The sequence below is a fragment of the Saccharopolyspora spinosa NRRL 18395 genome (assembly GCF_000194155.1).
In the GTDB taxonomy this organism is placed as follows: Bacteria; Actinomycetota; Actinomycetes; order Mycobacteriales; family Pseudonocardiaceae; genus Saccharopolyspora; species Saccharopolyspora spinosa.
Genome location: NZ_GL877879.1, coordinates 1,659,992 through 1,680,182, shown reverse-complemented (window position 1 = coordinate 1,680,182; position 20,191 = coordinate 1,659,992). Strand labels below are relative to the sequence as shown.

At 70.0% G+C, this 20,191-nt stretch carries 14 protein-coding genes and 2 pseudogenes; 13 read left to right on the top strand and 3 right to left on the bottom strand.

Annotated elements, in window-relative coordinates:
- The first annotated feature begins 21 nt into the window (after positions 1 to 21).
- Positions 22 to 2,340, top strand: coding sequence for a RelA/SpoT family protein (locus SSPN_RS0126885; RefSeq protein WP_010311120.1), 2,319 nt, complete (start codon positions 22 to 24; stop codon positions 2,338 to 2,340).
- A gap of 157 nt (positions 2,341 to 2,497) precedes the next feature.
- Here the strand turns inward: SSPN_RS0126885 and SSPN_RS0126880 are convergent, their stop codons facing one another.
- Positions 2,498 to 3,337, bottom strand: a complete 840-nt coding sequence (locus tag SSPN_RS0126880) for a peptidylprolyl isomerase (RefSeq protein ID WP_010311119.1) — start codon at positions 3,335 to 3,337, stop codon at positions 2,498 to 2,500.
- 184 nt (positions 3,338 to 3,521) lie between these two features.
- Here SSPN_RS0126880 and SSPN_RS0126875 point away from each other — a divergent pair, with 184 nt between their 5' ends.
- Genes SSPN_RS0126875 through SSPN_RS0126865 form a run of 3 tightly spaced genes read left to right on the top strand, consistent with a single transcriptional unit; the run spans position 3,522 to position 6,126 of the window.
- Positions 3,522 to 4,205, top strand: coding sequence for an MBL fold metallo-hydrolase (locus SSPN_RS0126875; RefSeq protein ID WP_010311118.1), 684 nt, complete (start codon positions 3,522 to 3,524; stop codon positions 4,203 to 4,205).
- 20 nt (positions 4,206 to 4,225) lie between these two features.
- Positions 4,226 to 5,494: a histidine--tRNA ligase gene (gene hisS, locus SSPN_RS0126870; protein WP_010311117.1), complete on the top strand. Its 1,269-nt coding sequence runs from the start codon at positions 4,226 to 4,228 to the stop codon at positions 5,492 to 5,494.
- Complete coding sequence (locus SSPN_RS0126865; RefSeq protein ID WP_010311115.1) at positions 5,491 to 6,126, top strand: hypothetical protein; 636 nt, start codon at positions 5,491 to 5,493, stop codon at positions 6,124 to 6,126. Before hisS ends, SSPN_RS0126865 begins: the two co-directional genes overlap by 4 nt.
- Before the next feature lie 120 nt (positions 6,127 to 6,246).
- Here SSPN_RS0126865 and SSPN_RS45965 read toward each other — a convergent pair whose 3' ends face one another.
- Entirely contained in the window at positions 6,247 to 7,728 is a 1,482-nt protein-coding gene (locus tag SSPN_RS45965; protein WP_083822125.1) for a YibE/F family protein, read from the bottom strand.
- A 307-nt stretch (positions 7,729 to 8,035) separates the two neighbouring features.
- Here SSPN_RS45965 and SSPN_RS0126855 point away from each other — a divergent pair, with 307 nt between their 5' ends.
- Complete coding sequence (locus tag SSPN_RS0126855) at positions 8,036 to 9,115, top strand: Rv2578c family radical SAM protein (protein WP_010311111.1); 1,080 nt, start codon at positions 8,036 to 8,038, stop codon at positions 9,113 to 9,115.
- Positions 9,116 to 9,336: 221 nt separating this feature from the next.
- Here SSPN_RS0126855 and SSPN_RS0126850 read toward each other — a convergent pair whose 3' ends face one another.
- A complete protein-coding gene (locus SSPN_RS0126850) occupies positions 9,337 to 10,380 on the bottom strand; it encodes a hypothetical protein (protein WP_010311110.1) in 1,044 nt (347 codons plus the stop codon).
- A gap of 521 nt (positions 10,381 to 10,901) precedes the next feature.
- Here SSPN_RS0126850 and aspS point away from each other — a divergent pair.
- From aspS to SSPN_RS0126800, 8 genes and pseudogenes are all read left to right on the top strand, one after another.
- Positions 10,902 to 12,722: an aspartate--tRNA ligase gene (gene aspS, locus SSPN_RS0126845; RefSeq protein ID WP_010311109.1), complete on the top strand. Its 1,821-nt coding sequence runs from the start codon at positions 10,902 to 10,904 to the stop codon at positions 12,720 to 12,722.
- A gap of 127 nt (positions 12,723 to 12,849) precedes the next feature.
- Positions 12,850 to 13,379, top strand: a pseudogene (locus SSPN_RS52020) (DUF389 domain-containing protein); the annotation flags it as partial.
- A gap of 262 nt (positions 13,380 to 13,641) precedes the next feature.
- Positions 13,642 to 14,850, top strand: coding sequence for a phosphotransferase family protein (locus tag SSPN_RS0126825; protein ID WP_010311104.1), 1,209 nt, complete (start codon positions 13,642 to 13,644; stop codon positions 14,848 to 14,850).
- Positions 14,851 to 14,971: 121 nt separating this feature from the next.
- A pseudogene (locus SSPN_RS62975) lies at positions 14,972 to 15,742 on the top strand (GNAT family N-acetyltransferase).
- A gap of 338 nt (positions 15,743 to 16,080) precedes the next feature.
- The gene (locus SSPN_RS0126815) at positions 16,081 to 16,455 is read left to right on the top strand and encodes a hypothetical protein (protein ID WP_049887667.1); all 375 of its coding nucleotides are present in this window, start codon (positions 16,081 to 16,083) and stop codon (positions 16,453 to 16,455) included.
- Between the two features lie 45 nt (positions 16,456 to 16,500).
- Entirely contained in the window at positions 16,501 to 17,097 is a 597-nt protein-coding gene (locus tag SSPN_RS0126810) for a carbonic anhydrase (protein ID WP_010311101.1), read from the top strand.
- An 86-nt stretch (positions 17,098 to 17,183) separates the two neighbouring features.
- Positions 17,184 to 18,698 carry a SulP family inorganic anion transporter gene (locus SSPN_RS0126805; protein ID WP_010311098.1) on the top strand — a complete coding sequence of 505 codons (1,515 nt, stop codon included), beginning with the start codon at positions 17,184 to 17,186 and terminating at the stop codon, positions 18,696 to 18,698.
- Positions 18,699 to 18,728: 30 nt separating this feature from the next.
- Entirely contained in the window at positions 18,729 to 20,084 is a 1,356-nt protein-coding gene (locus SSPN_RS0126800; protein WP_010311096.1) for a replication-associated recombination protein A, read from the top strand.
- Positions 20,085 to 20,191 lie beyond the last annotated feature (107 nt).

The window sequence follows — 20,191 nt, the reverse complement described above, 5'->3', positions numbered from 1 at the left end:
GCCTGAGCCCGGGAGCGTGCGGTGAGCCAACACGTCGAATCTTCTGCTGCGGCGACCGATCCGGTTGCCGAGCCGAGGGCGGCCTCCGCGACGCGTCGGGTCCGCGCCCGGCTGGCCAGGAAGATCACGGCGCAGCGGGCCACCCCGGTGAAGCAGGTGCTGGAGCCGCTGGCCACGGTGCACCGCGAACTCCACCCGCAGGCTGACCTCGCGCTGCTGCAGCGCGCCTACGACGTCGCCGAGGAGAAGCACAGCAGCCAGCGGCGCAAGTCCGGCGACCCCTACATCACGCATCCGCTGGCGGTCGCGACGATCTTGGCCGAGCTCGGCATGGACACCACCACGCTGGTGGCCGGGCTGCTGCACGACACCGTCGAGGACACCGACTACTCGCTGGAGAAGCTCGGCGCCGAGTTCGGCGAAGAGGTGGGGCACCTAGTCGACGGGGTCACCAAGCTGGACAAGGTCAAGCTGGGTGCCGCCGCCGAGGCCGAGACCATCCGCAAGATGATCATCGCGATGGCGCGTGACCCGCGGGTGCTGGTGATCAAGCTCGCCGACCGGCTGCACAACATGCGCACCATGCGCTTCCTGCCACCGGAGAAGCAGGCCCGAAAGGCACGGGAAACCCTGGAAGTGCTGGCGCCGCTGGCGCACCGGCTGGGCATGGCCACCATCAAGTGGGAGCTGGAGGACCTGGCGTTCGCCATCCTGCAGCCCAAGAAGTACGACGAGATCGTGCGCCTGGTGGCCAACCGCGCGCCGTCCCGAGACACCTACCTGCGCACCGTCATCCACGAGCTCTCGCACCAGCTCGACACGGCCCGGCTGGCCGCGAAGGTGGAGGGCCGCCCGAAGCACTACTACTCCATCCACCAGAAGATGATCGTGCGGGGCCGCGACTTCGACGACATCCACGACCTGGTGGGCGTGCGGATCCTGGTCGACGAGGTGCGCGACTGCTACGCCGCGATGGGCGTGGTGCACGCGCTGTGGCAGCCGATGCCCGGCCGGTTCAAGGACTACATCGCCCAGCCCCGCTTCGGCGTCTACCAGTCGCTGCACACCACGGTGATCGGCCCGGAGGGCAAGCCGCTGGAGGTGCAGATCCGCACCCACGAGATGCACCGCACCGCCGAGTACGGCATCGCGGCGCACTGGCGGTACAAGGAGACCAAGGGCCGCAACGGCAGCGGTGTGCAGTCGGCCGTCGAGGTCGACGAGATGGCGTGGATGCGGCAGCTGCTCGACTGGCAGCGGGAGGCCGCAGACCCCGGCGAGTTCCTGGAGTCGCTGCGCTACGACCTCGCGACCAGGGAGATCTTCGTCTTCACGCCGAAGGGCGACGTGATCACGTTGCCGTCCGGCTCCACCCCGGTGGACTTCGCGTACGCGGTGCACACCGAGGTCGGTCACCGCTGCATCGGCGCCCGCGTCAACGGCCGGCTGGTGGCGTTGGAGCGCAAGCTGGAGAACGGCGAGGTCGTCGAGATCTTCACGTCCAAGGCGGAGGGTTCCGGCCCGAGCCGGGACTGGCTGTCGTTCGTGTCCTCGCCGCGCGCCAAGGCGAAGATCAAGCAGTGGTTCGCCAAGGAGCGCCGCGAGGAGGCGATCGAGTCCGGCAAGGAGCTGATCGCCAAGGAGATCCGGCGGCTCGGCCTGCCGGTGCAGCGCCTGGTGTCGGCCGAGACGCTCGGCGCGGTGGCCCGCGAGCTGCACTACGTCGACGTCACCGGGCTTTACGCGGCGGTGGGGGAGAAGCAGCTGTCGGCGCAGCACCTGGTGCAGCGCCTGGTGGCGTTCATCGGCGGACCAGAGCAGGCGGCCGACGAGATCGCGGAGCGTTCGACGCCGTCGACCCTGCGCGGCAAGCGCCGCAGCAGCGGCGACTCCGGTGTCGTGGTCAAGGACGCCGGGGACGTGTGGGCGAAGCTGGCGCGCTGCTGCACGCCGGTTCCGGGCGACGAGATCCTGGGCTTCGTGACCCGCGGCGGTTGGGTGAGCGTGCACCGCACGGACTGCACCAACGCCGACGACCTGCGCCGCACGCCCGAGCGGCTGGTCGAGGTGTACTGGGCGCCGTCGGCGTCGTCGGTGTTCCTGGTCGCGATCCAGGTGGAAGCCCTGGACCGGCACCGGCTGCTCTCCGACGTCACCAAGGTGCTGGCGGACGAGCGGGTGAACATCCTGTCGGCATCGGTGACGACCTCGAAGGACCGGGTGGCGGTCAGCCGCTTCTCCTTCGAGATGGGCGACCCGAAGCACCTGGGCCATGTCCTCAAGGCGGTCCGCAACATCGAGGGCGTCTACGACGTCTACCGCGTGACCTCGGCGGCGTGAGACCTGTTCTCCGGACTCGTTTTGCATGGCGGTGCCGTTAGCGGAACCGCTTCAAGGACAAAGAAATGTGAAGGGGCGCAGCAGGCTGCGGTCCGCAAGAACCTTCGATTTCAATGGAACTTGCGGAAGAGCAGGCTGCGCCCCTCTTCGCGTTCGGTCAGCCTTGGACGTCGACCTTTTCGAAGGTCACGTTCTCCTTCGGGTGGCCGCCGCCCGGCGACGGCTCGAACGCGCCGTCGTGGCCCGCGCGGGCGATACCGTCGATGACCTGCAGGCCTTGCTCGGAGATCGTGCCGAACACGGTGTAGTCCGGCGACAGCGGAGCATCTCCGAACACCATGAAGAACTGGCTGCCGTTGGTGTTCGACCCCGCGTTGGCCATCGCGAGGTAGCCGCGCCCGTACTGCAGCTCAGGGAACGTCTCGTCGTCGAAGGTGTAGCCGGGGCCGCCGGAACCCTTGCCCGTCGGGTCGCCGCACTGCAGCATCTGCAGACCCTCGGTGCCGATCCGGTGGCACGACGTGCCGTCGTAATAGCTCTGCTTGGCCAGGTTGATGAAGCTGTTGACGGTGCACGGGGCCAACGCGCGGTCGAGCGTCAGCGGGATCGCGCCGTGGTTGGTGTTGATGGTGGCCTGCACGGTGCCCTTGGACGACACCTCGCCGTTGGCCGGTGGCTGAACCGGCTTGCTCGCACCCTTGCTGTCCGGCTTGTACTCGCAGGAGACCGGGTCCGGTAGCGGCGTCGGCCGAGCCGGCGGTGGTGCGAGCTGGGTGGGGATCTGGATCTCTGGCTGCGCTTGCGGCGACTGCTGCTGCTGCGCCGTGTCGCTTCCCGTGCGGGTGAAGTAGAAGACGCCCACCACGACCGCGATGACCACGACGATCGTTGCGCCGATGGTGATCACCCGGCGTCGCTTGGCCTGCTCCGCACGGCGCTGCAACTGGCGTTCGAGCTTCCGCTTGGCCGCCTGGCGACGTTGCTCGTTGCTGGGCACCTGCTCACTCCCCGGATTTGGTGAACCTGATGTCGTCCGGGGAGTTTATGGGGTCGGTCGCGGACCGTTCCTGAGAGCCTGCGCATCGTGCGTGCCGCGCGCGAAGGCGCACGTGGGCGGGACGATAACCTTGGGACAACCGACCCGCTCCGTCGGGTGTCGCCGCAACGAAAGGTCGCACTTCGTGCTTGTCCTCGGGTTCCCGGTCGGACCGCTGCAGGCGAACTGCTACGTGCTCGCGCGCGGGGAAGGCGAACCCTGCGTCGTCGTGGATCCCGGTCAGGACGCCGTGCCGCCGCTGGACGAACAGCTGCGCAAGCACCGGCTCGCGCCCGCCGCGGTGCTGCTCACCCACGGGCACTTCGACCACGTCTTCTCCGCAGGTCAGGTGTGCGCCGCGCACGACGTGCCCGCCCACGTCCACCCGGCCGACCGGTTCATGCTCGACGACCCGGGCGCCGCGCTCGGCCCGGCCGGCCGGCAGCTGTTCGGCGACGGCCCGGTGATGGACGCGCCAGCCGACGTCCGCGACCTCGCCGACGGCGACGTGCTGGAACTCGCCGGACTGCGCTTCGACGTCACGCACACCCCGGGCCATACCGGCGGATCGGTGCTGTTCGGCGTCGGGACCGACGAGGGCGGGCGGCTGCTGCTGTCCGGCGACACCCTCTTCGCCGGCGCCATCGGGCGCACCGATCTGCCCGGCGGCGACCACGGCCGGATGCTTGAGTCGCTGAGCACCAAGGTGCTGCCGCTGGACGACGAGACCGTCGTGCTGCCGGGCCACGGACCGACCACCACCATCGGGCGCGAACGCGCGGGCAACCCGTTCCTGCAGGGTCTGCCGGCGTCCGAAGCCACTTCCTGACGAGGACTGAACCACCACTCATGAGCACGTTCACCGCACCCAAGGGCATCCCGGAGTACTTCCCGCCGGAGTCGGCGGGCTTCCTGGTGGTCCGCGACACCCTGGCCGACGCCGCGCGCCGCGCCGGCTACGGCTACATCGAGCTGCCGCTGTTCGAGGACACCACCCTGTTCGCGCGCGGCGTCGGGGAGTCCACCGACGTCGTCACCAAGGAGATGTACACCTTCACCGACCGCGGCGGCCGGTCCATGACGCTGCGCCCCGAGGGCACGGCGGGCGTGATGCGCTCGGTGATCGAACACGGCCTCGACCGCGGCCAGCTGCCGGTGAAGCTGTACTACAACGGCGCCTTCTTCCGCTACGAGCGGCCGCAGGCCGGCCGCTACCGGCAGCTGCAGCAGGTCGGGGTGGAGGCGATCGGCGTCGACGACCCGGCGCTGGACGCCGAGGTCATCGCGATCGCCGACGAGGGCTACCGGCGGCTGGGGCTCAGCGGGCACCGCATCGAGGTCACCTCGCTTGGCGACAACACCTGCCGCCCCGCTTACCGGGCGAAACTGCAGGAGTTCCTGCACGGGCTGCCGCTGGACGAGGAGACCCGGCGCCGCGCCGAGCTCAACCCGATGCGGGTGCTTGACGACAAGCGGCCGGAGGTGCAGGAAATGGTCGCCGACGCGCCGCTGATGGTCGACCACCTCTCGGTGGCGGCCAAGGAGCACTACGAGCAGGTCAAGGCGCACCTGGTGGACCTCGGCGTGCAGTTCGTGGAGAACCCGCGCCTGGTGCGTGGCCTGGACTACTACACCAAGACCACCTTCGAGTTCGTCCACGACGGGCTCGGCGCGCAGTCCGGCATCGGCGGCGGCGGGCGCTACGACGGCTTGATGGCCGAGCTCGGCGGGCAGGAGTACTCCGGCGTCGGCTTCGGACTCGGTGTCGACCGCACCCTGCTGGCCTGTCAGGCCGAGGGGCTGACCGTCGGCGACCAGGCGCGCTGCGACGTGTACTGCGTGCCGATGGGCGAGACCGCCAAGCGCCGCCTGGTGGCGGCTGCGGGCGGACTGCGGGCCGCCGGGGTCCGCGTCGACGTCGCCTACGGCGGCAAGGGCCTCAAGGGCGCGATGAAGGCGGCGGACCGCTCGGGTGCCCGCTTCGCGCTGGTGCTCGGCGAACGCGACCTCGAAGCCGGCACCGCGCAGCTCAAGGAGCTGGCCAGCGGCGAGCAGCGCGCGGTTGCGCTGGATTCGCTGGTGGACGAGGTCAGGGCCGCCGTGGCGGAGCGGAGATGACCGGAGTCGAGACGATTCCGCTGGATCTGCTGGATCGCAAGACGATTCGGACCCGGGCTCGGAACGTCGCGATCGCCGCGTTGATCGTCGCGGCCGCGCTGGGCGGCATCGTGAGCCTGTTCGCGGGCCCCACGGGCTTCGCGATTACCGCGGCGATCGTGGGAATCCCGTTGCTGCTGCTGGCTTTTGCGGAATCCCGCAAGACCATCGCGTTGCGCGGCAGCGAATTGGTGGCGCGCGCGGTGGGAACCCGAGTGGTCGATGTGAAGGCCGCGGAACGCTTCGACCTGTTCGTCACCGACCTGCGCGGCGCGCGGACGATCAACCTGCTGATCGGCGGGCCGCCAAAGGGCAAGGCGATCAGCGTTTCGCTGGCGCTGTACGCGGGCACCGGCGGCCGGGAGCTCGGGATTCTCGCGCTGCGCAGGCTGGCGGACACGCTGGCCGGTTCGGCCGATACCCGGGCGCTGGTGCTCTCACAGCTGATCGTGGCCCAGCTGAGGGCGGAGGCTCGTGGCGACGCGGCCCCGGACCGCCCGCTGTACCGGCTCGCATCGGTCGCACCGCCGGGCCGGATGGCGCAGCGCCTGCATCCCAACGCGGTCGCCAAGTTCGTAGCCGCCTTGGGCTAGCGGCTCGTTCCGCGCAGCCTCCCCCGACCAAGGGTGTTGGTGCGGACCTTCGATTTCCATTGAAATTGCGCTGGCATGCGGCGTCGGGCGCGTTTGCGGCTTCGTCCCGCAGCCGGATGGTCAGCGTCCCGGCCTGCTGTTCGGCGGACGCCACCACACCGTCGCCGTCTCCGAGCCGGTAGCGGCCGCACGCCCCACGCGGTCCGTGACCGAGCTCCCGGTGCCGCCCGCTGCGGCCTTCGCGGGCTCCCGAACCGCTACCGCGGCGGCGATCGCCGTCGTGATCGGCACCGCCGCCACCAGGCCGATGCTGCCGACGAGGGTGCGCACCAATTCCTGCGCCACCGCCTGCGAGCTCACCACCTCGCCGAAGGTCCGGCCGGAGAGCGCGTAGGCCAGCAGCATCGGCAGGGCCGCGCCCGCGTAGGCCAGGACCAGGGTGTTCACCGCCGATGACACGTGGTCGCGGCCGATTCGCTGCCCCGCCTTGTACAGCTGCCGCCAGGACAGCGCCGGGTTGGCCTTGCGCAGCTCCCACACGGCACTGGTCTGGGTCACCGTCACGTCGTCGAGCACGCCCAGGGCACCGATCACGATCCCGGCCAGCAGCAGCCCGCGCGCGTCGATCGGCGCGCCCAGCACGCCCATCAGGCTGGACGTGTCCTCGTCCAGCCCGGTCAGGCTGGTCGCCGCCGAGAAGGCCGCGCTGAGCACGCCGATCAGGGCGAGGCTCAGCAGGGTGCCCAGCACCGCGGTCGAGGTCCGCGCGGAGAAGCCGTGCGTCAGGTAGAGCACCACGAACATGATCAGCCCGGCCCCGACCACCGCCACCAGCAGGGGGTCCTGGCCGGCGAGGATGGCGGGCAGCACGAAGCCGACCAGCACGACGAAGCTCAGCCCGAGCGCGACCAGCGCCGCCAGGCCCTGCCAGCGGCCGAGCACGATCACCGCCGCGGCGAACACCAGAGCCAGGACCAGCAGCGGCGCGCCGCGCTGGAAGTCGACGACCTGGAATGACGTCGGGTCGTCGGGGTTGGCCCCGGCGTAGCTGAGCACCACCCGGTCACCGACGGCGAAGCGTGGCGAGCCGGGGTCGGTCGGCACCACCTGCTGGATGGTCTGACCGGGCCGCGGGCCGTCCTGCATCCGCACCCCGAGCACGACGCAGCCGCCCTGGTCGGGCGAGTCTTGGGTGCAGGAGCCGACGACGGCGGAGACGACCTCGGCGTTGACCGGGGCCTGGCCGAACCCGAGATCGGCGCCGGTGCGTTGCTGGTGGCCGAACGGGTAGAGCAGCAGGACGCCGACGATGGTGGCCAGCGCGAAGGGCACCAGCGCGATGGCGAGCACCCTCTTGACCTGCTTCGACGCTGGCTCGGCGGGGCCGTGCCCGTGCCCGTGGCCATGCCCGTGCGCGGTGCTGCTGTCGGAGCTGGGGCTGCGACCGCGTTGTGCCTGCTCGGGACTCGCTTTCTGCTGAGGTGTTTGGTCCCTGGCGGCCTGCGCCCGGGGCGTCTGGTCGCGATCGGCGGCTCGGCGGTGGCGTGCCCGGTGGCCGCCTCCGAGCTCGGGAGGCTCTCCGGCGGGACGGCGGTCGGTCACCGGGCAATTATGCGGACCGCCCACCGAGCGACCACCGGAGAGGTACCCGACGACCCTCCGTCGCCGCCGTTTCCCCAGCTGAAGGCGAATCCGGGCCTTGGGCTTCGAGCTGTCGCGAGGCGAACGAATCCACAATGGACATTCGCAACTACCGGATGCGGCAGTTGTTGCGGGCGTTTCCGATGGGGTTCGTCGTTCCGCCGACGTTGTCCGGTCGGACGTGCCACGTGCGTTGGCGTTTACACGAAAGGTGGGTGTCCGTTCAAGGCACTCGACACGATCTCGAAACTATGTTCGAATTCAGGTCATGCGATGGGAACAGCAACGGGTCACGCCTCCGGCCGGGGATGCGCCGGAACTGCCGCTCGTGCTGCCGGAGCCGCAGGCGCGGTCCGGTGGGCGCGCGGGCCTGCGGCTGCCGGATCCGGTGCCGATCGAGGCGGGCACCGCTGAGGCCTACGCGATCGAGATCCACGCCAAAACGATCATCAACCGGGTGCCGGGCCCGGCCAGGATCCCGTTCGCGTGGACCATCAACCCGTACCGAGGTTGCGGCCACGCTTGCCGGTATTGCTTCGCGAGACGCACCCACACGTACTTGGACCTGGATGCGGGGCACGACTTCGACAGCAAGATCGTGGTCAAGGTCAACGCCGGATCGCTGGTCCGCAAGGAGCTGGCCAGTCCGCGCTGGTCCGGCGAAGCGATCGCGATGGGCACCAACACCGACCCGTACCAGCGCGCCGAAGGGCGCTACCGGCTGATGCGGGAGATCCTCGCCGCGCTGCGCGACCGGGCCAACCCGTTCTCGATCCTCACCAAGGGGACGCTGATCCTGCGGGACGTCGACCTGATCGTGCAGGCCGCCGGGGTGGTCCCGGTGTCGGTCGCGGTCTCCGTCGGCTCGGTCGACGAGCGGCTCTGGCGGGCCGTCGAACCGGGGGCGCCGTCGCCCCGGCGGCGGTTGGACGTGGTGCGCCGGTTCGCCGACGAGGGGATCGGCTGCTCGGTGCTGATGGCCCCGATCCTGCCCGGGCTCAGCGACTCGCCCGAGCAGATCGACGCGACGGTCCAGGCGCTGGCCGAGGCAGGCGCCGCGAACGTCACGCCGCTGCTGCTGCATCTGCGGCCGGGGGCGCGGGAATGGTTCCGGGAGTGGCTGCAGCGCGAGCACCCGGAGCTGGTGCCGAGCTACACGAGGCTCTACCGGGAAGGCTCCTACCTGCCGAAGCCGTACCAGCGGGAGGTCCTCGCCCGGGTGGCCGACGCGAAGCGGCGGCACGGCATCGGCTCGTCGCGGGCGGGGGAGTTCCGCGAGGTCGAAACCGGTGGCACCGCCAGGTCCGCGGCCGACGAGGTGGGGGTGCGTCAGCTCAGCCTGTTATGAGCTCGGTCGGGTAGTGAAAGCGCTTCAGCAAATGCATATCATTTTCGATTGGGGTTGGACAATGTCGCGGAAAATGATCTCTGCGCAGTTCGGTAAGTCGATCATTCGTTTCCGGAATGTAAAGGCGGCGGCGCTGTTCGCGATTCGGCCGGGGTTCGGAGACGCGCCGATTTCCGGTTACCTTCCGTGCTGGTCGTCGGGCCGCTCGCCCCCGGATCCGGTCAGCGCGTCGTCGTGCGCGAAGACGTGCTGGAGCCCAGGTGCTCCTCGGGCTGCCACCGGACGCCGAAGACGCCCATGCCGAAGTCCAGAGCCACCGCGTGCGTCCGGCCGAACCGGTCGACCGTCAGCGGCTTGGGGGGCTCCACCTCCTGCGTGGTGGAGTCGCCGACATAGCTTTCGCACCGGGTGGGCGGGTGCGCCGGGTCGAATTGCAGCTCGACCACGTACTGCCGCACGGGCAGCCGGAAGAGCCGGCAGAAGCTGTGCTCGACCTCGTTCGGGCCGGTCGGCGGGTCGATGATCTCGTACTCCAGCAGCAGCGTCTCGCCGCGTGCCAGCGCCCGGTCAAACAGCAGCTCCGCCACCACCAGGTCGCGGGCGTGGTCGGTGAGTACCTGACCGAGCCGGCAGGACCGGATCGGGCGGATGATCGGCGGCGTCTCGCCGGACGAGGCACCGTCGAACATGATCACCCAGCGGTCGACGCCGTTGGTCTCGGCGCGGACCAGCTTGCGGGTCCGGATCTTGCGCAGCTCACCGTGCTGGTCCACGTGCACTACGTCGTGGTGGCTCAGCCGCGCGAGCTTGCTGTCGTGGCTGGTGTCGATCTTGGTGAGCAGCTCGGCGGCCGACTCGTTCTCCGACCAGAGCGCGCTCAGCGGCGGCGCTTCGGCGGGGGCCTGCCGGGAGCGGCCGCGCGGTCGGGGCGGACCCAGCAGCGCCGACAGCGAGCTCTCCGGCACGCCCAGCACCTGCTCCAGCTGTTGCAGCGCGAGCAATGAGTCGGGGCGCTCCGGGCGTCGTCGGCCCGACTGCCAGTAGCTCAGCGCGGTGATGCTGACCGGGGTGCCGCGGGTTCGCAGCCGGTGCTGGATGCGTTCCAGGCTCAACCGGCTCGCCCGGATCGCGGTGCGCAGGGCGGCTTCGAACGGACCGGTTCGGAGCAGTTCGGAGAGTTCGGCAGACAACGCGCTCACTCCTTGCTGCGTGCCGCGGAGGGCCGGGCGGGTCGCCGGGCGAGCCTCGGTTCTCGGACCGGTCATCGTTACTCCTCGTGTCCGCCGAATTCCGAACTTACGCTAAACAGTGGGGTCAGTGTTGCGCAACGACCGAGTTCCGGTAGGCGCCTCCGACCAAAGGAGGAAACCGGAGGTACTAAAGGTGGGAAATCGCCTCCTTCATCGCTTCGCGGGTGCCTAACAATGCCATCGCGTGATCGTCGCCGGTGCCTCGAATCGCTTGAATTGTGGACCATCAGAGGTGAAATTGGTATCGACCATTTGGTGTCGCTGCGGCGAACGGGCGAACCGGACACCGCCGCCGCGAACTGGCAGGGTGGTGGCGGCGACGTAGCGGGGCGCGGTCACGCTCCGCGTCGGCGGGTCCGACGCGCGGCACCTGCGCGCTGCGCCCCGGTGCCCGTTGGCTAGCCTTAATGTCTTGCGTCCTGGCTGCTGAACACCGTGATCGGAGGCTTCCCGACGATCGGGTGCGGCGAGGCCCGGGACCAGCTACACGTCAGTACCGTCAAGCGCTGAACAGCGGAAGAAGGAGCTCAATACCCGTGATGCGCACGCACGAGGCCGGGTCGCTTCGCGCCGGTCATGCAGGGCAGACCGTCACCCTCGCCGGGTGGGTGGCGCGCCGTCGCGATCACGGCGGGGTCATCTTCATCGATCTGCGCGACGCATCGGGCGTCGCCCAGGTGGTCTTCCGCGAAGGCGAGATGGCCGAGCGCGCTCACCGGTTGCGCGCCGAGTTCTGCGTCCGGGTCACCGGCGAGGTGATCCGCCGCCCGGAGGGCAACGAGAACCCGGAGATCGCCACCGGCGAAATCGAGGTGACCGTCACCGGGCTGGAGGTGCTCTCGGAGGCCGCGCCGCTGCCGTTCCCGCTGGACGAGCACCTGGAGGTCGGCGAGGAGGTCCGGCTCAAGCACCGCTACCTGGACCTGCGGCGCGCCGAGCCGGCCCGGATCATGCGGATGCGCAGCGAGGTCAACCGGCTCGCCCGGGAGGTGCTGCACGGCCGCGACTTCGTCGAGGTCGAGACGCCCACCATGACCCGTTCGACGCCGGAGGGTGCCCGGGACTTCCTGATCCCGGCCCGGTTGCAGCCCGGCAACTGGTACGCCCTGCCGCAGTCGCCGCAGCTGTTCAAGCAGCTGCTGATGGTCGGCGGCCTGGAACGCTACTTCCAGATCGCGCGCTGCTACCGCGACGAGGATTTCCGCGCCGACCGGCAGCCGGAGTTCACCCAGCTCGACATCGAGATGAGCTTCGTCGAGCAGGACGACGTGATCGAGCTTGGCGAGGCGGTCCTGGCGGCGCTGTGGGGCAAGCTGGCCGACCACGAGATCCCGCGTCCGATCCCCCGGATGACCTACGCCGAGGCGATGGCCAAGTACGGCACGGACAAGCCGGACCTCCGCTTCGGGCTCGAGCTCACCGAGATGACCGAGTACTTCAAGGACACCACGTTCCGGGTGTTCCAGGCGCCCTACGTCGGGGCCGTCGTGATGCCCGGCGGTGCCGACCAGCCGCGCCGGCAGCTCGACGCCTGGCAGGAGTGGGCCAAGCAGCGCGGGCACAAGGGCTTGGCCTACGTGCTCGTCGGGGCCGACGGCACGCTGTCCGGCCCGGTCGCGAAGAACCTGTCCGACGCCGAGCGCGAAGGCCTCGCCAAGACCGTGGGCGCGTCCCCGGGCGACTGCGTGTTCTTCGCCGCCGGCCCGCGCTCGGCGGCCCGTGGCCTGCTCGGCGCGGCGCGGCTGGAGATCGGTGAGCGCTGCGGCCTGATAGACCACGACGCCTGGTCGTTCGTGTGGGTCGTGGACGCCCCGATGTTCGAGCCGGTCGACGAGACCGACGACGTCGCCGTCGGCACCGGCCGCTGGACCGCCGTGCACCACCCGTTCACCTCGCCGAACGCCGACTGGATCGACAACTTCGACCAGGATCCCGAGCACGCGCTGGCCTGGGCCTACGACATCGTCTGCAACGGCAACGAGATCGGCGGCGGCTCGATCCGTATCCACCGCTCCGACATCCAGGAGCGGGTGTTCGAGTTGCTCGGCATCTCGCAGGAGCAGGCGCAGGACAAGTTCGGCTTCCTGCTGGACGCGTTCAAGTTCGGCCCGCCGCCGCACGGCGGCATCGCCTTCGGCTGGGACCGGATCTGCATGCTGCTGGCCGGTGCCGACTCGCTGCGTGACGTCATCGCCTTCCCGAAGAGCGGCGGCGGTTTCGACCCGCTGACCGGCGCGCCGTCGCCGATCACCATCGAGCAGCGCAAGGAAGCCGGGATCGACGCCAAGCCCGCGGCGCAGGTCGGCGACCAGAGCATCTCGGTGTTCCCGCCCGGTGTGGTGGAGAAGCAGGGCTGACCTGGGCGCGGTGGGCACCGCGTGCTGTACCTGCGGATCATCTGTCCGGCCGAGTGCACCGTTCGGGTGCTGGCCGGGGTCCGGGCGCACCCCGGGCACGGCGCACCTGGTGGTCGTGCCCGGCGGCGACGCGGTGGCCTGGGACGAGTTGATCGCCCGCACCGGCGAGGAATGTCGGTTGAACGGCACGTTCCTGGCGTTCCGGTCAATCGTCTGCGTGCTTTCGGCGGTCGGGGTGGTAACCGGCTAACTGGTGACGATCGTCGGCGCGATGGTGGTCGGCCCCGCGTTCGGGCCGCTGGCCGCGATCACCGTCGGGGTGGTGTCCCGCCGCGGCTCGGCCTGATCGACCGGCTCGGCCTGCCGGAGAACAGCCAGGTGGCGTTCGTCCACCAGGTCGGCTGGTCGTCGCTGATCGTGTCGCTGTTGGCCGGGGCCGCCGGGATGCTGTCGCTGACTTCGGCGATGTCGGCAGTCCTGGTCGGCGTGTTCATCTCGGTCGCGATGGTGCTCGCCGCCCGTTACGCGGTGGTGGCGGCTACGCTCGGCGACTGGGCACAATGTGCTGGCTCGTTCGGGCGGCTGGTGGTCAACCTGGTCGGCATCATCGCGTCGGCGTCCGTGGTCCTGGCGCTGCGGTGGGCAGGCGGGCGAGCCTGGCCGGCCGGGTGCCGATGCGGGAGATGCGGTGAGGCGTGCAGCGCCGCGGTCCCGCAATTTTCGCGGCCGTGCAACGCCGTCGTCGCTTGGTTCCGTCAGCGTCTACGGGGAGACTACGTCCGATGGCCGGTCGAGGAGTGGGAGGCAGGACTGTCGGGCGAACACGCTGCGGTTACGAGTGCTGACCGATCGTGTGTCACTTGACCGGTCATGCCCTTTTGGGTTCAGGTTGTGGGGGTAGTGTCTGGAGACGATGAGCGTGGAGATCACCACCGGCCCCCCGGAGGTTCGCGTCCCGGCCAGCGCCGAGGCGACCGACACCGTCGGGACCGCGGAAGCTGTGCTGAGCAAGCGGACGGGAGCACCGGTCCGGCTTGCCGATGCGGAGGACCTCGGCGGCAGTGACCGTTCGGTCGTGATGCGGGTGCGGATCGCCGCATCGCCGTTCGAGCTGCCTCGCACCGTCGTGGTCAAGCACTACGGCGAGTGCCCGGTGGAGGCCCGTTCCGACCCGTTCGCGCACGAGGCGGCGAGCTGCCAGCTCACCACCGCCCTGCCGCCGGAGGCCCGGGTCGGCCCGGAGCTCATCGCGCACGATGCCGCCGAGCGCCTGCTGGTGCTGGAGGACCTCGGGCGGGGCTCCACCTTGGCCGACGTGCTGTTCGCCGACGACCCGCGGGTGGCGGAGCGGGCGCTGCTGGCGTGGGCTCGGGCGCTGGGGCGGCTGCACTGCACCACTGCCGGCTGCGAGGCGGACTTCGACGCGCTGATGCGCCGACTGGGCGCGAAGTCGTGGACCGACCCGGTCGCCGACGACATCGTGCGTTCGGTGGGCGAGCTGCCCGAGCTGCTGTCGCAGACCCTCGGCGTGGACACCCCGCCGCTGATGGTGGAGCGGCTGACCGCCGCCGCCGAGCTGCTGGAGTCGAGCCGGTACCGGGCGTTCAGCCCGTCGGACATCTGCCCGGACAACAGCCTCGTGACCGGTAGCAGCGGTGTGCGGTTCCTGGACTTCGAGTGGGGTTGCGTGCGCGATGTCGCGATGGACGCCGCGTACCTGCAGTACCCGTTCCCGTCGTCGTGGTGCTCGTACGCGCTGCCGGCCAACCTGGCCGAGAGCATGTTGTCGACGTGGCGTTCGGAGATCGTCGAGGTCTGGCCGGAGCTGGACGACGACGCGGTGCTGATGCCCCGGTTGTTCAACGCCCAGCTGCTGTGGGTGTGGGTGTCGACCTGGTGGTTCCTGCCGCGGACCGGGGAGACCGACCGGCCGATCGACCTGCACATGCCTTCACCGCGCCGCAGCACGGCGCTGGTCGACCGGTGGCGGCACCTGCGTTCGGACGCGGACAGGGCGGACATGGCCGACGTGGCGGAGTTCGCGGACCGCGTGGTCGACGCGCTGGTGGACCGCTTCGGTGCCGGTGCGCTTCACCTGCAGCCGTACCCGGCGTTCCGGACCGAGTAGGCGCCTACGAGAGCTTGCGCGCGGCCGCGGGCGTTTTGGTGTGGTGGGGGAAAGCGGCTGACGCTGCCTGGCGGGGCGCGGCCTCCTAGTTGAGTTGTGAGCCTTCGCGTCCCATGCTTGGATGTGTATACGGAGTCGTGCATCATATGCATCGGGAGCGCGGGTGGGTTTCGCCGAGTCGGAGATCGAGCGGGCCGCCGTCGCGACCTGGCCCGCTTCGACGATCGAACGGGTCGACGGCTGGCTGCTGCGGCACTGCGGGCTGCTGAACCGCAGGCGCTCGAACTCGGCGCTGCCGCCCGAGGTCGTGGCGGATCCCGAAACGGCGGTCGAGAGCGTGGAGAAGTTCTACGCCGCTCGGGACGCCGCGCCGGTCGTGCAGGTCAGCCCGCTGGACCGGCATGCCGAGCTGGATGCGTTCCTGGCCGGTCGGGACTACCGCATCGTCGGTTCCACGGCCGTCATGTTCGCCGGTGGCGAGCGGGTGCTAGCCGAATCCCCGGGTGCGCCGTTCGAGGTCCGGCTGGAGTCCGGGCCGCGGCCGTCCTGGCTCGTCGCCGGTGAGGCGGTGGGCAGCAGGCCGGAGGCGAGCCTGGACCGCGTTCCGTAGCCCGTGCGGTTCGCCATTGCCCTGCACGGCGGTGTTCCGGTCGGGGTCGGGATGTTCGCCGTTTCGGACGGTTGGTGCGGGATCTACTGCATGGCCACGCATCCCGACTGGCGGCGGCGTGGCGTGGCCAGCGCGGTCCTGCGCGCGGGAGTTCGGTGGGCGTCGGGTGCCGGGGCGGGGCGGTTCTTCCTCCAGGTCGAGGCGGACAATCCCGGTGCGCGGCGGTGCTACGAGGCACTGGGCTTCGCGCCCTCGCACGAGTACCGCTATCGGGTTCGCTAGGATTTCGTGTTTCGGGCATGTTGCATGGCTGAATAAGCTTCGGCTGCTCGACTACTTCGTTGCGGTAATGCTGGTCACATCTCGAATACGGTCCGTAGTGAACATCGTTTACGCAGCGCAGTGATGGGCCTCTTGTCCACCCGGCATACGGGTGAATTCGCAGGTCGAACCGGGTTGCATTAGAACCTCTTCATTTGTTTCCGGGCGGCGTGACCGGAACTGTGACTTGCGCTCGTACCGCAGTTGTCGGATACCTTTGGTTCAGCGTCTCGCTACTTCTCCCCGCTACCGTCGATGGCGCCGGAAGGGGATCGGCTGCTCTATTACGGGAGGCATTCGTGCGCGGCAAGGCATGGCGGATCACGAGGGCGGGGTTGTTCCTGCTCTTGGCGGTCGTGCTCGCCTTGCTGGGGCCGCTCAACGCCGAAGCCGGCCCGCAGTTTCGCACCGGGCCTGGGGAAACGAAGTCCGAGACCAACGAACACCGGGACGGCGAGAAGCTGCGCGAACGGGTGCCGGGCATCGCGTTGTACCGGCGTTGCAGCGACGGCCAGGAAGGTCGCCGCCCGCTCCTGCCGCGGGGACAGCAGCACGTCGTCGATATCGGGAAGCAGGTGCTGACGGGGAAATTCCCGAACGCGAGGAGCAAACCGCACGACGCCTTCGCCAAGGTCAGACATTCCCCCGCCGTCCTCCAGGTGGTCCGCCACTGATCGATGCTCGCGGCATATTCCGAGCAGACAATCAGAGAGGCGACAATGAGCTTCGAACATTTCGTGCGACACGCTCGGCAACACCCGAGCATGCTTTCCGCTGACCGCCGCAGGCAGCTCGCCGCAGGTCAGAAACCGGCCGCGCTGTTCATCGGTTGCTCCGATTCGCGGGTGATCCCGTCCCAGATCACCGGCGCCGAACCGGGGAATCTGTTCGAACTGCGGACGGCCGGCAATGTGGTGCCGAAATACGCGCCGAACTCGGCGTCCAGCGAAATGGCCACAATCGAGTACGCCGTGCTGCAGCTGCGCGTCCCGGAGATCATCGTCTGCGGGCACTCGCACTGCGGTGCCGTGACGGCGTTGGCCCTGGCCGGGCGCGGCTTGGAGGAACTGCCGGCGCTGCGGACCTGGCTCGGCACCGACGGGCTGGCCGGTGTCGAACCGGACGATCCGAGCGTGCGCGCCGAGAGCAAGCGGCACATCCACGCGCAGCTGCAGACGCTGCGCGAATACCCGTTCATCCGGGACCGGCTCGACGCCGGTGAGCTGCGGTTGCACGGCTGGTTCTACGAGATCGACACCGGTCTCGTCTACGCCTGCCCGCAAACTCCGGAAGTGCCGGACTTCCTCCCGCTCTAACTCCCGTCCACCGGGTCGACGCCCGCACCGCCAGGTGCGCGGCGCGATACCCGTTTCCCGCATTCCAACCTGCCCTGGAGGGCATCGTGACGACTCGACTCGAAACGCCTCGCCCGGCGCGCCGCAGCCTCGGCGTGCCGCGCTGGCCGAAGGCCACCTTCGGTGCCGACCTGGGGGCCTCGCTGGTGGTGTTCCTGGTGGCGGTGCCGCTGTGCGTCGGCGTGGCCGTCGCCTCCGGCGTCCCCGCCGAACTGGGCATCGTCACCGGCATCGTCGGTGGGCTCGTGGTCGGCCTGCTGCCCGGCAGCACGATGCAGGTGAGCGGCCCCGCAGCGGGGCTGACCGTGCTGGTGGCCTCGGCCGTGGACAAGCACGGGCTTGGCGCGCTCGGCGTGATCGTGCTCGGCGCCGGCGTGGTCCAGATCGTGCTCGGGCTGAGCAGGCTCGGCACCTGGTTCCGGGCGATCTCGCCGTCGGTGGTGCAGGGCATGCTCGCCGGCATCGGGCTGGTGCTGATCCTCGGCCAGATCTACCCGGTGGGCGGGCTCGCGCAGCCCGACTCCACCTGGACGAAGGTCGCCGGTATCCCGGATCTGCTGGTCACCGCGGTGACCAGCCCGGAGGGCGGCAGCGGGCTGGTGCTGGCGGTACTGGCCCTGGTGATCATGACCGTCTGGAAGAAGGTGCCAGCGAGGCTGCGGCTCGTGCCCGGCGCACTGGTGGCCGTCGTGGCGACCAGCGCCTTGGCGGCGATCGCCACGATGCCGGTGCACAAGGTGGAGGTCGGCTCGCTGCTCGCGGCGCTGAACATCCCCACCGCCGCTGCTTGGGGCGAACTCGTCACGCCCGCCGTGCTGGGTTCGATCCTGACCTTCGCCCTGATCGCCTCGGCGGAAAGCCTGTTCAGCGCCGCTGCCGTGGACCGCATGCACGACCGCCCGAAGACGCAGTACAACAAGGAACTCGTCGCGCAGGGCGCGGGCAACGCGCTCTGCGGCCTGCTCGGGGCGTTGCCAATGACCGCGGTCATCGTGCGCAGCGCCGCGAACGTGCAGGCCGGCGCGAAGACCAAGCTCTCCCGCGTGCTGCACGGGTTCTGGCTGCTGCTGTTCGTGGTGCTGCTGCCGGGCGTGCTCGCCTTCATCCCGACGGCCGTGCTCGCGGCCCTGCTGATCCAGGCCGGCTGGAAGCTGCTGGAGCTGCGGCAGGTCGTCGCGCTGGTGCGGGAACACCGCTCCGAGGCTTTCGTGCTGGTGCTGACCGCGACCATGATCGTGGCCACCGACCTGCTGATCGGCACCCTGGCCGGTCTCGCGGTCGCCATCGTCAAGACCGCGATCGAGGTCTCGCGGCTGTCGGTGACGGCCCAGCACGGTGATGAGCACGTGCGCGTCGAGATGGGCGGCAACGCGACGTTCCTGCGGCTGCCACGGCTGCTGGACCACCTCGAACAGCTGCCGACGAGCAAGCACGTGCACCTCGACCTGACGATGGTCCGGCACCTCGATCGCGCCTGCCACCAAGCGGTCGAGCACTGGGCGGCCCAGCGGCGCCGAGGAGACTGCACAGTCGAGGTCGCCCTGCCCGCCCGGGTGGGCTGAGCGGTCAGGGGTGACCGGTAGCGTCGGGGTGTGAGCGAGGGCTTGTTCGACGAAGGGCTGTTCGGCGCCGACACCGAGATGCGAGCGGGCGAGAAGCTGGCCGAGAACGCGCCGTTGGCGGTGCGGATGCGGCCCCGCTCGTTGGATGAGGTCGTCGGGCAGCAGCACCTGCTGGGGGCGGGGGCTCCGCTGCGCCGCCTGGTCGAAGGGGCCGCACCGGCGTCGGTGCTGCTCTACGGCCCGCCCGGCACTGGCAAGACCACCCTGGCCAACCTCGTCTCGCTGGCCACCGGCCGCCGGTTCGCGGCGCTGTCCGCGCTGTCGTCCGGCGTCAAGGAGGTGCGTGCCGTCATCGAGGAGGCGCGCCGCCGACTCGGCCGGTCCGGCGAGTCGACGGTGCTGTTCATCGACGAGGTGCACCGCTTCTCTAAGACCCAGCAGGACGCCCTGCTGGGTGCGGTCGAGGACCGCACCGTGCTGCTCGTGGCGGCCACCACGGAGAACCCGTACTTCTCCGTGGTGGCCCCGCTGCTCTCGCGATCCCTCGTGTTGCAACTGCGCAGCCTGGAGGACGACGACATCCGCACGCTGCTGCGCCGGGCGGTCGGCGAGGAACGTGGCCTGGGCGGGGCGCTGGGCCTGGAAGAGGCGGCGGAGGAGCATCTGGTGTCGCTCGCCGGCGGCGACGCGCGGCGGGCACTGACCGCGTTGGAGGCGGCGGCCGAGTCGGCGAGCTCGACCGGCGCGGAGGCGATCGACCTGGCGACGGTGGAGGCCACCGTGAACCGCGCCGCCGTGCTCTACGACCGAGGCGGCGACCAGCACTACGACATCGCCAGCGCGTTCATCAAGTCCATCCGCGGGTCCGATGTGGACGCCGCGCTGCACTACCTGGCCCGGATGGTGGAGGCGGGGGAGGACCCCAGGTTCATCGCGCGCCGACTCGTCGTGCACGCCAGCGAGGACATCGGCATGGCTGATCCGACCGCGCTGCAGTCCGCCGTCGCGGCGGCGCACGCGGTGCAGTTCATCGGGATGCCGGAGGGCCGGCTGGCGTTGGCGCAGGCCACCATCCACCTCGCCACCGCGCCCAAGTCGAACGCCGTGATCATGGCTATCGACGAGGCGCTGGGCGACGTGCGGGCGGGCAAGGGCGGCCCGGTGCCGCCGCACCTCCGCGACGGGCATTACGCCGGGGCGAGCAAGCTCGGCAACGCCAAGGGCTACCAGTACCCGCACAGCAAGCCGGAAGGCGTGCTCGCCCAGCAGTACCCGCCCGACCAGCTGGTGGGTCGCGACTACTACCAGCCGACCGGCCGCGGCGCGGAGCGCACGCTCAACGACCGTGTGCCGAAGCTCCGCGGCATCATCCGCGGGGAGGACTGACTTCCCAACGGATCACCGGCTGGCAGCAGTTTCAATTGGGTGTGGCTCTTTTGAGGTGAGGTCATGCTGCCTGGGGGATGGCGTTGTGGGTGGGGTGGTTGCGTTGT

Excerpts from the sequence above, each read along its gene's own strand:
- SSPN_RS0126855 (WP_010311111.1), top strand. The coding sequence starts at position 8,036 with ATGCGATGGGAACAGCAACGGGTCACGCCTCCGGCCGGGGATGCGCCG.
- hisS (WP_010311117.1), top strand. The coding sequence starts at position 4,226 with ATGAGCACGTTCACCGCACCCAAGGGCATCCCGGAGTACTTCCCGCCG.
- SSPN_RS0126865 (WP_010311115.1), top strand. The coding sequence starts at position 5,491 with ATGACCGGAGTCGAGACGATTCCGCTGGATCTGCTGGATCGCAAGACG.
- SSPN_RS0126810 (WP_010311101.1), top strand. The coding sequence starts at position 16,501 with ATGAGCTTCGAACATTTCGTGCGACACGCTCGGCAACACCCGAGCATG.
- SSPN_RS0126850 (WP_010311110.1), bottom strand. The coding sequence starts at position 10,380 with ATGACCGGTCCGAGAACCGAGGCTCGCCCGGCGACCCGCCCGGCCCTC.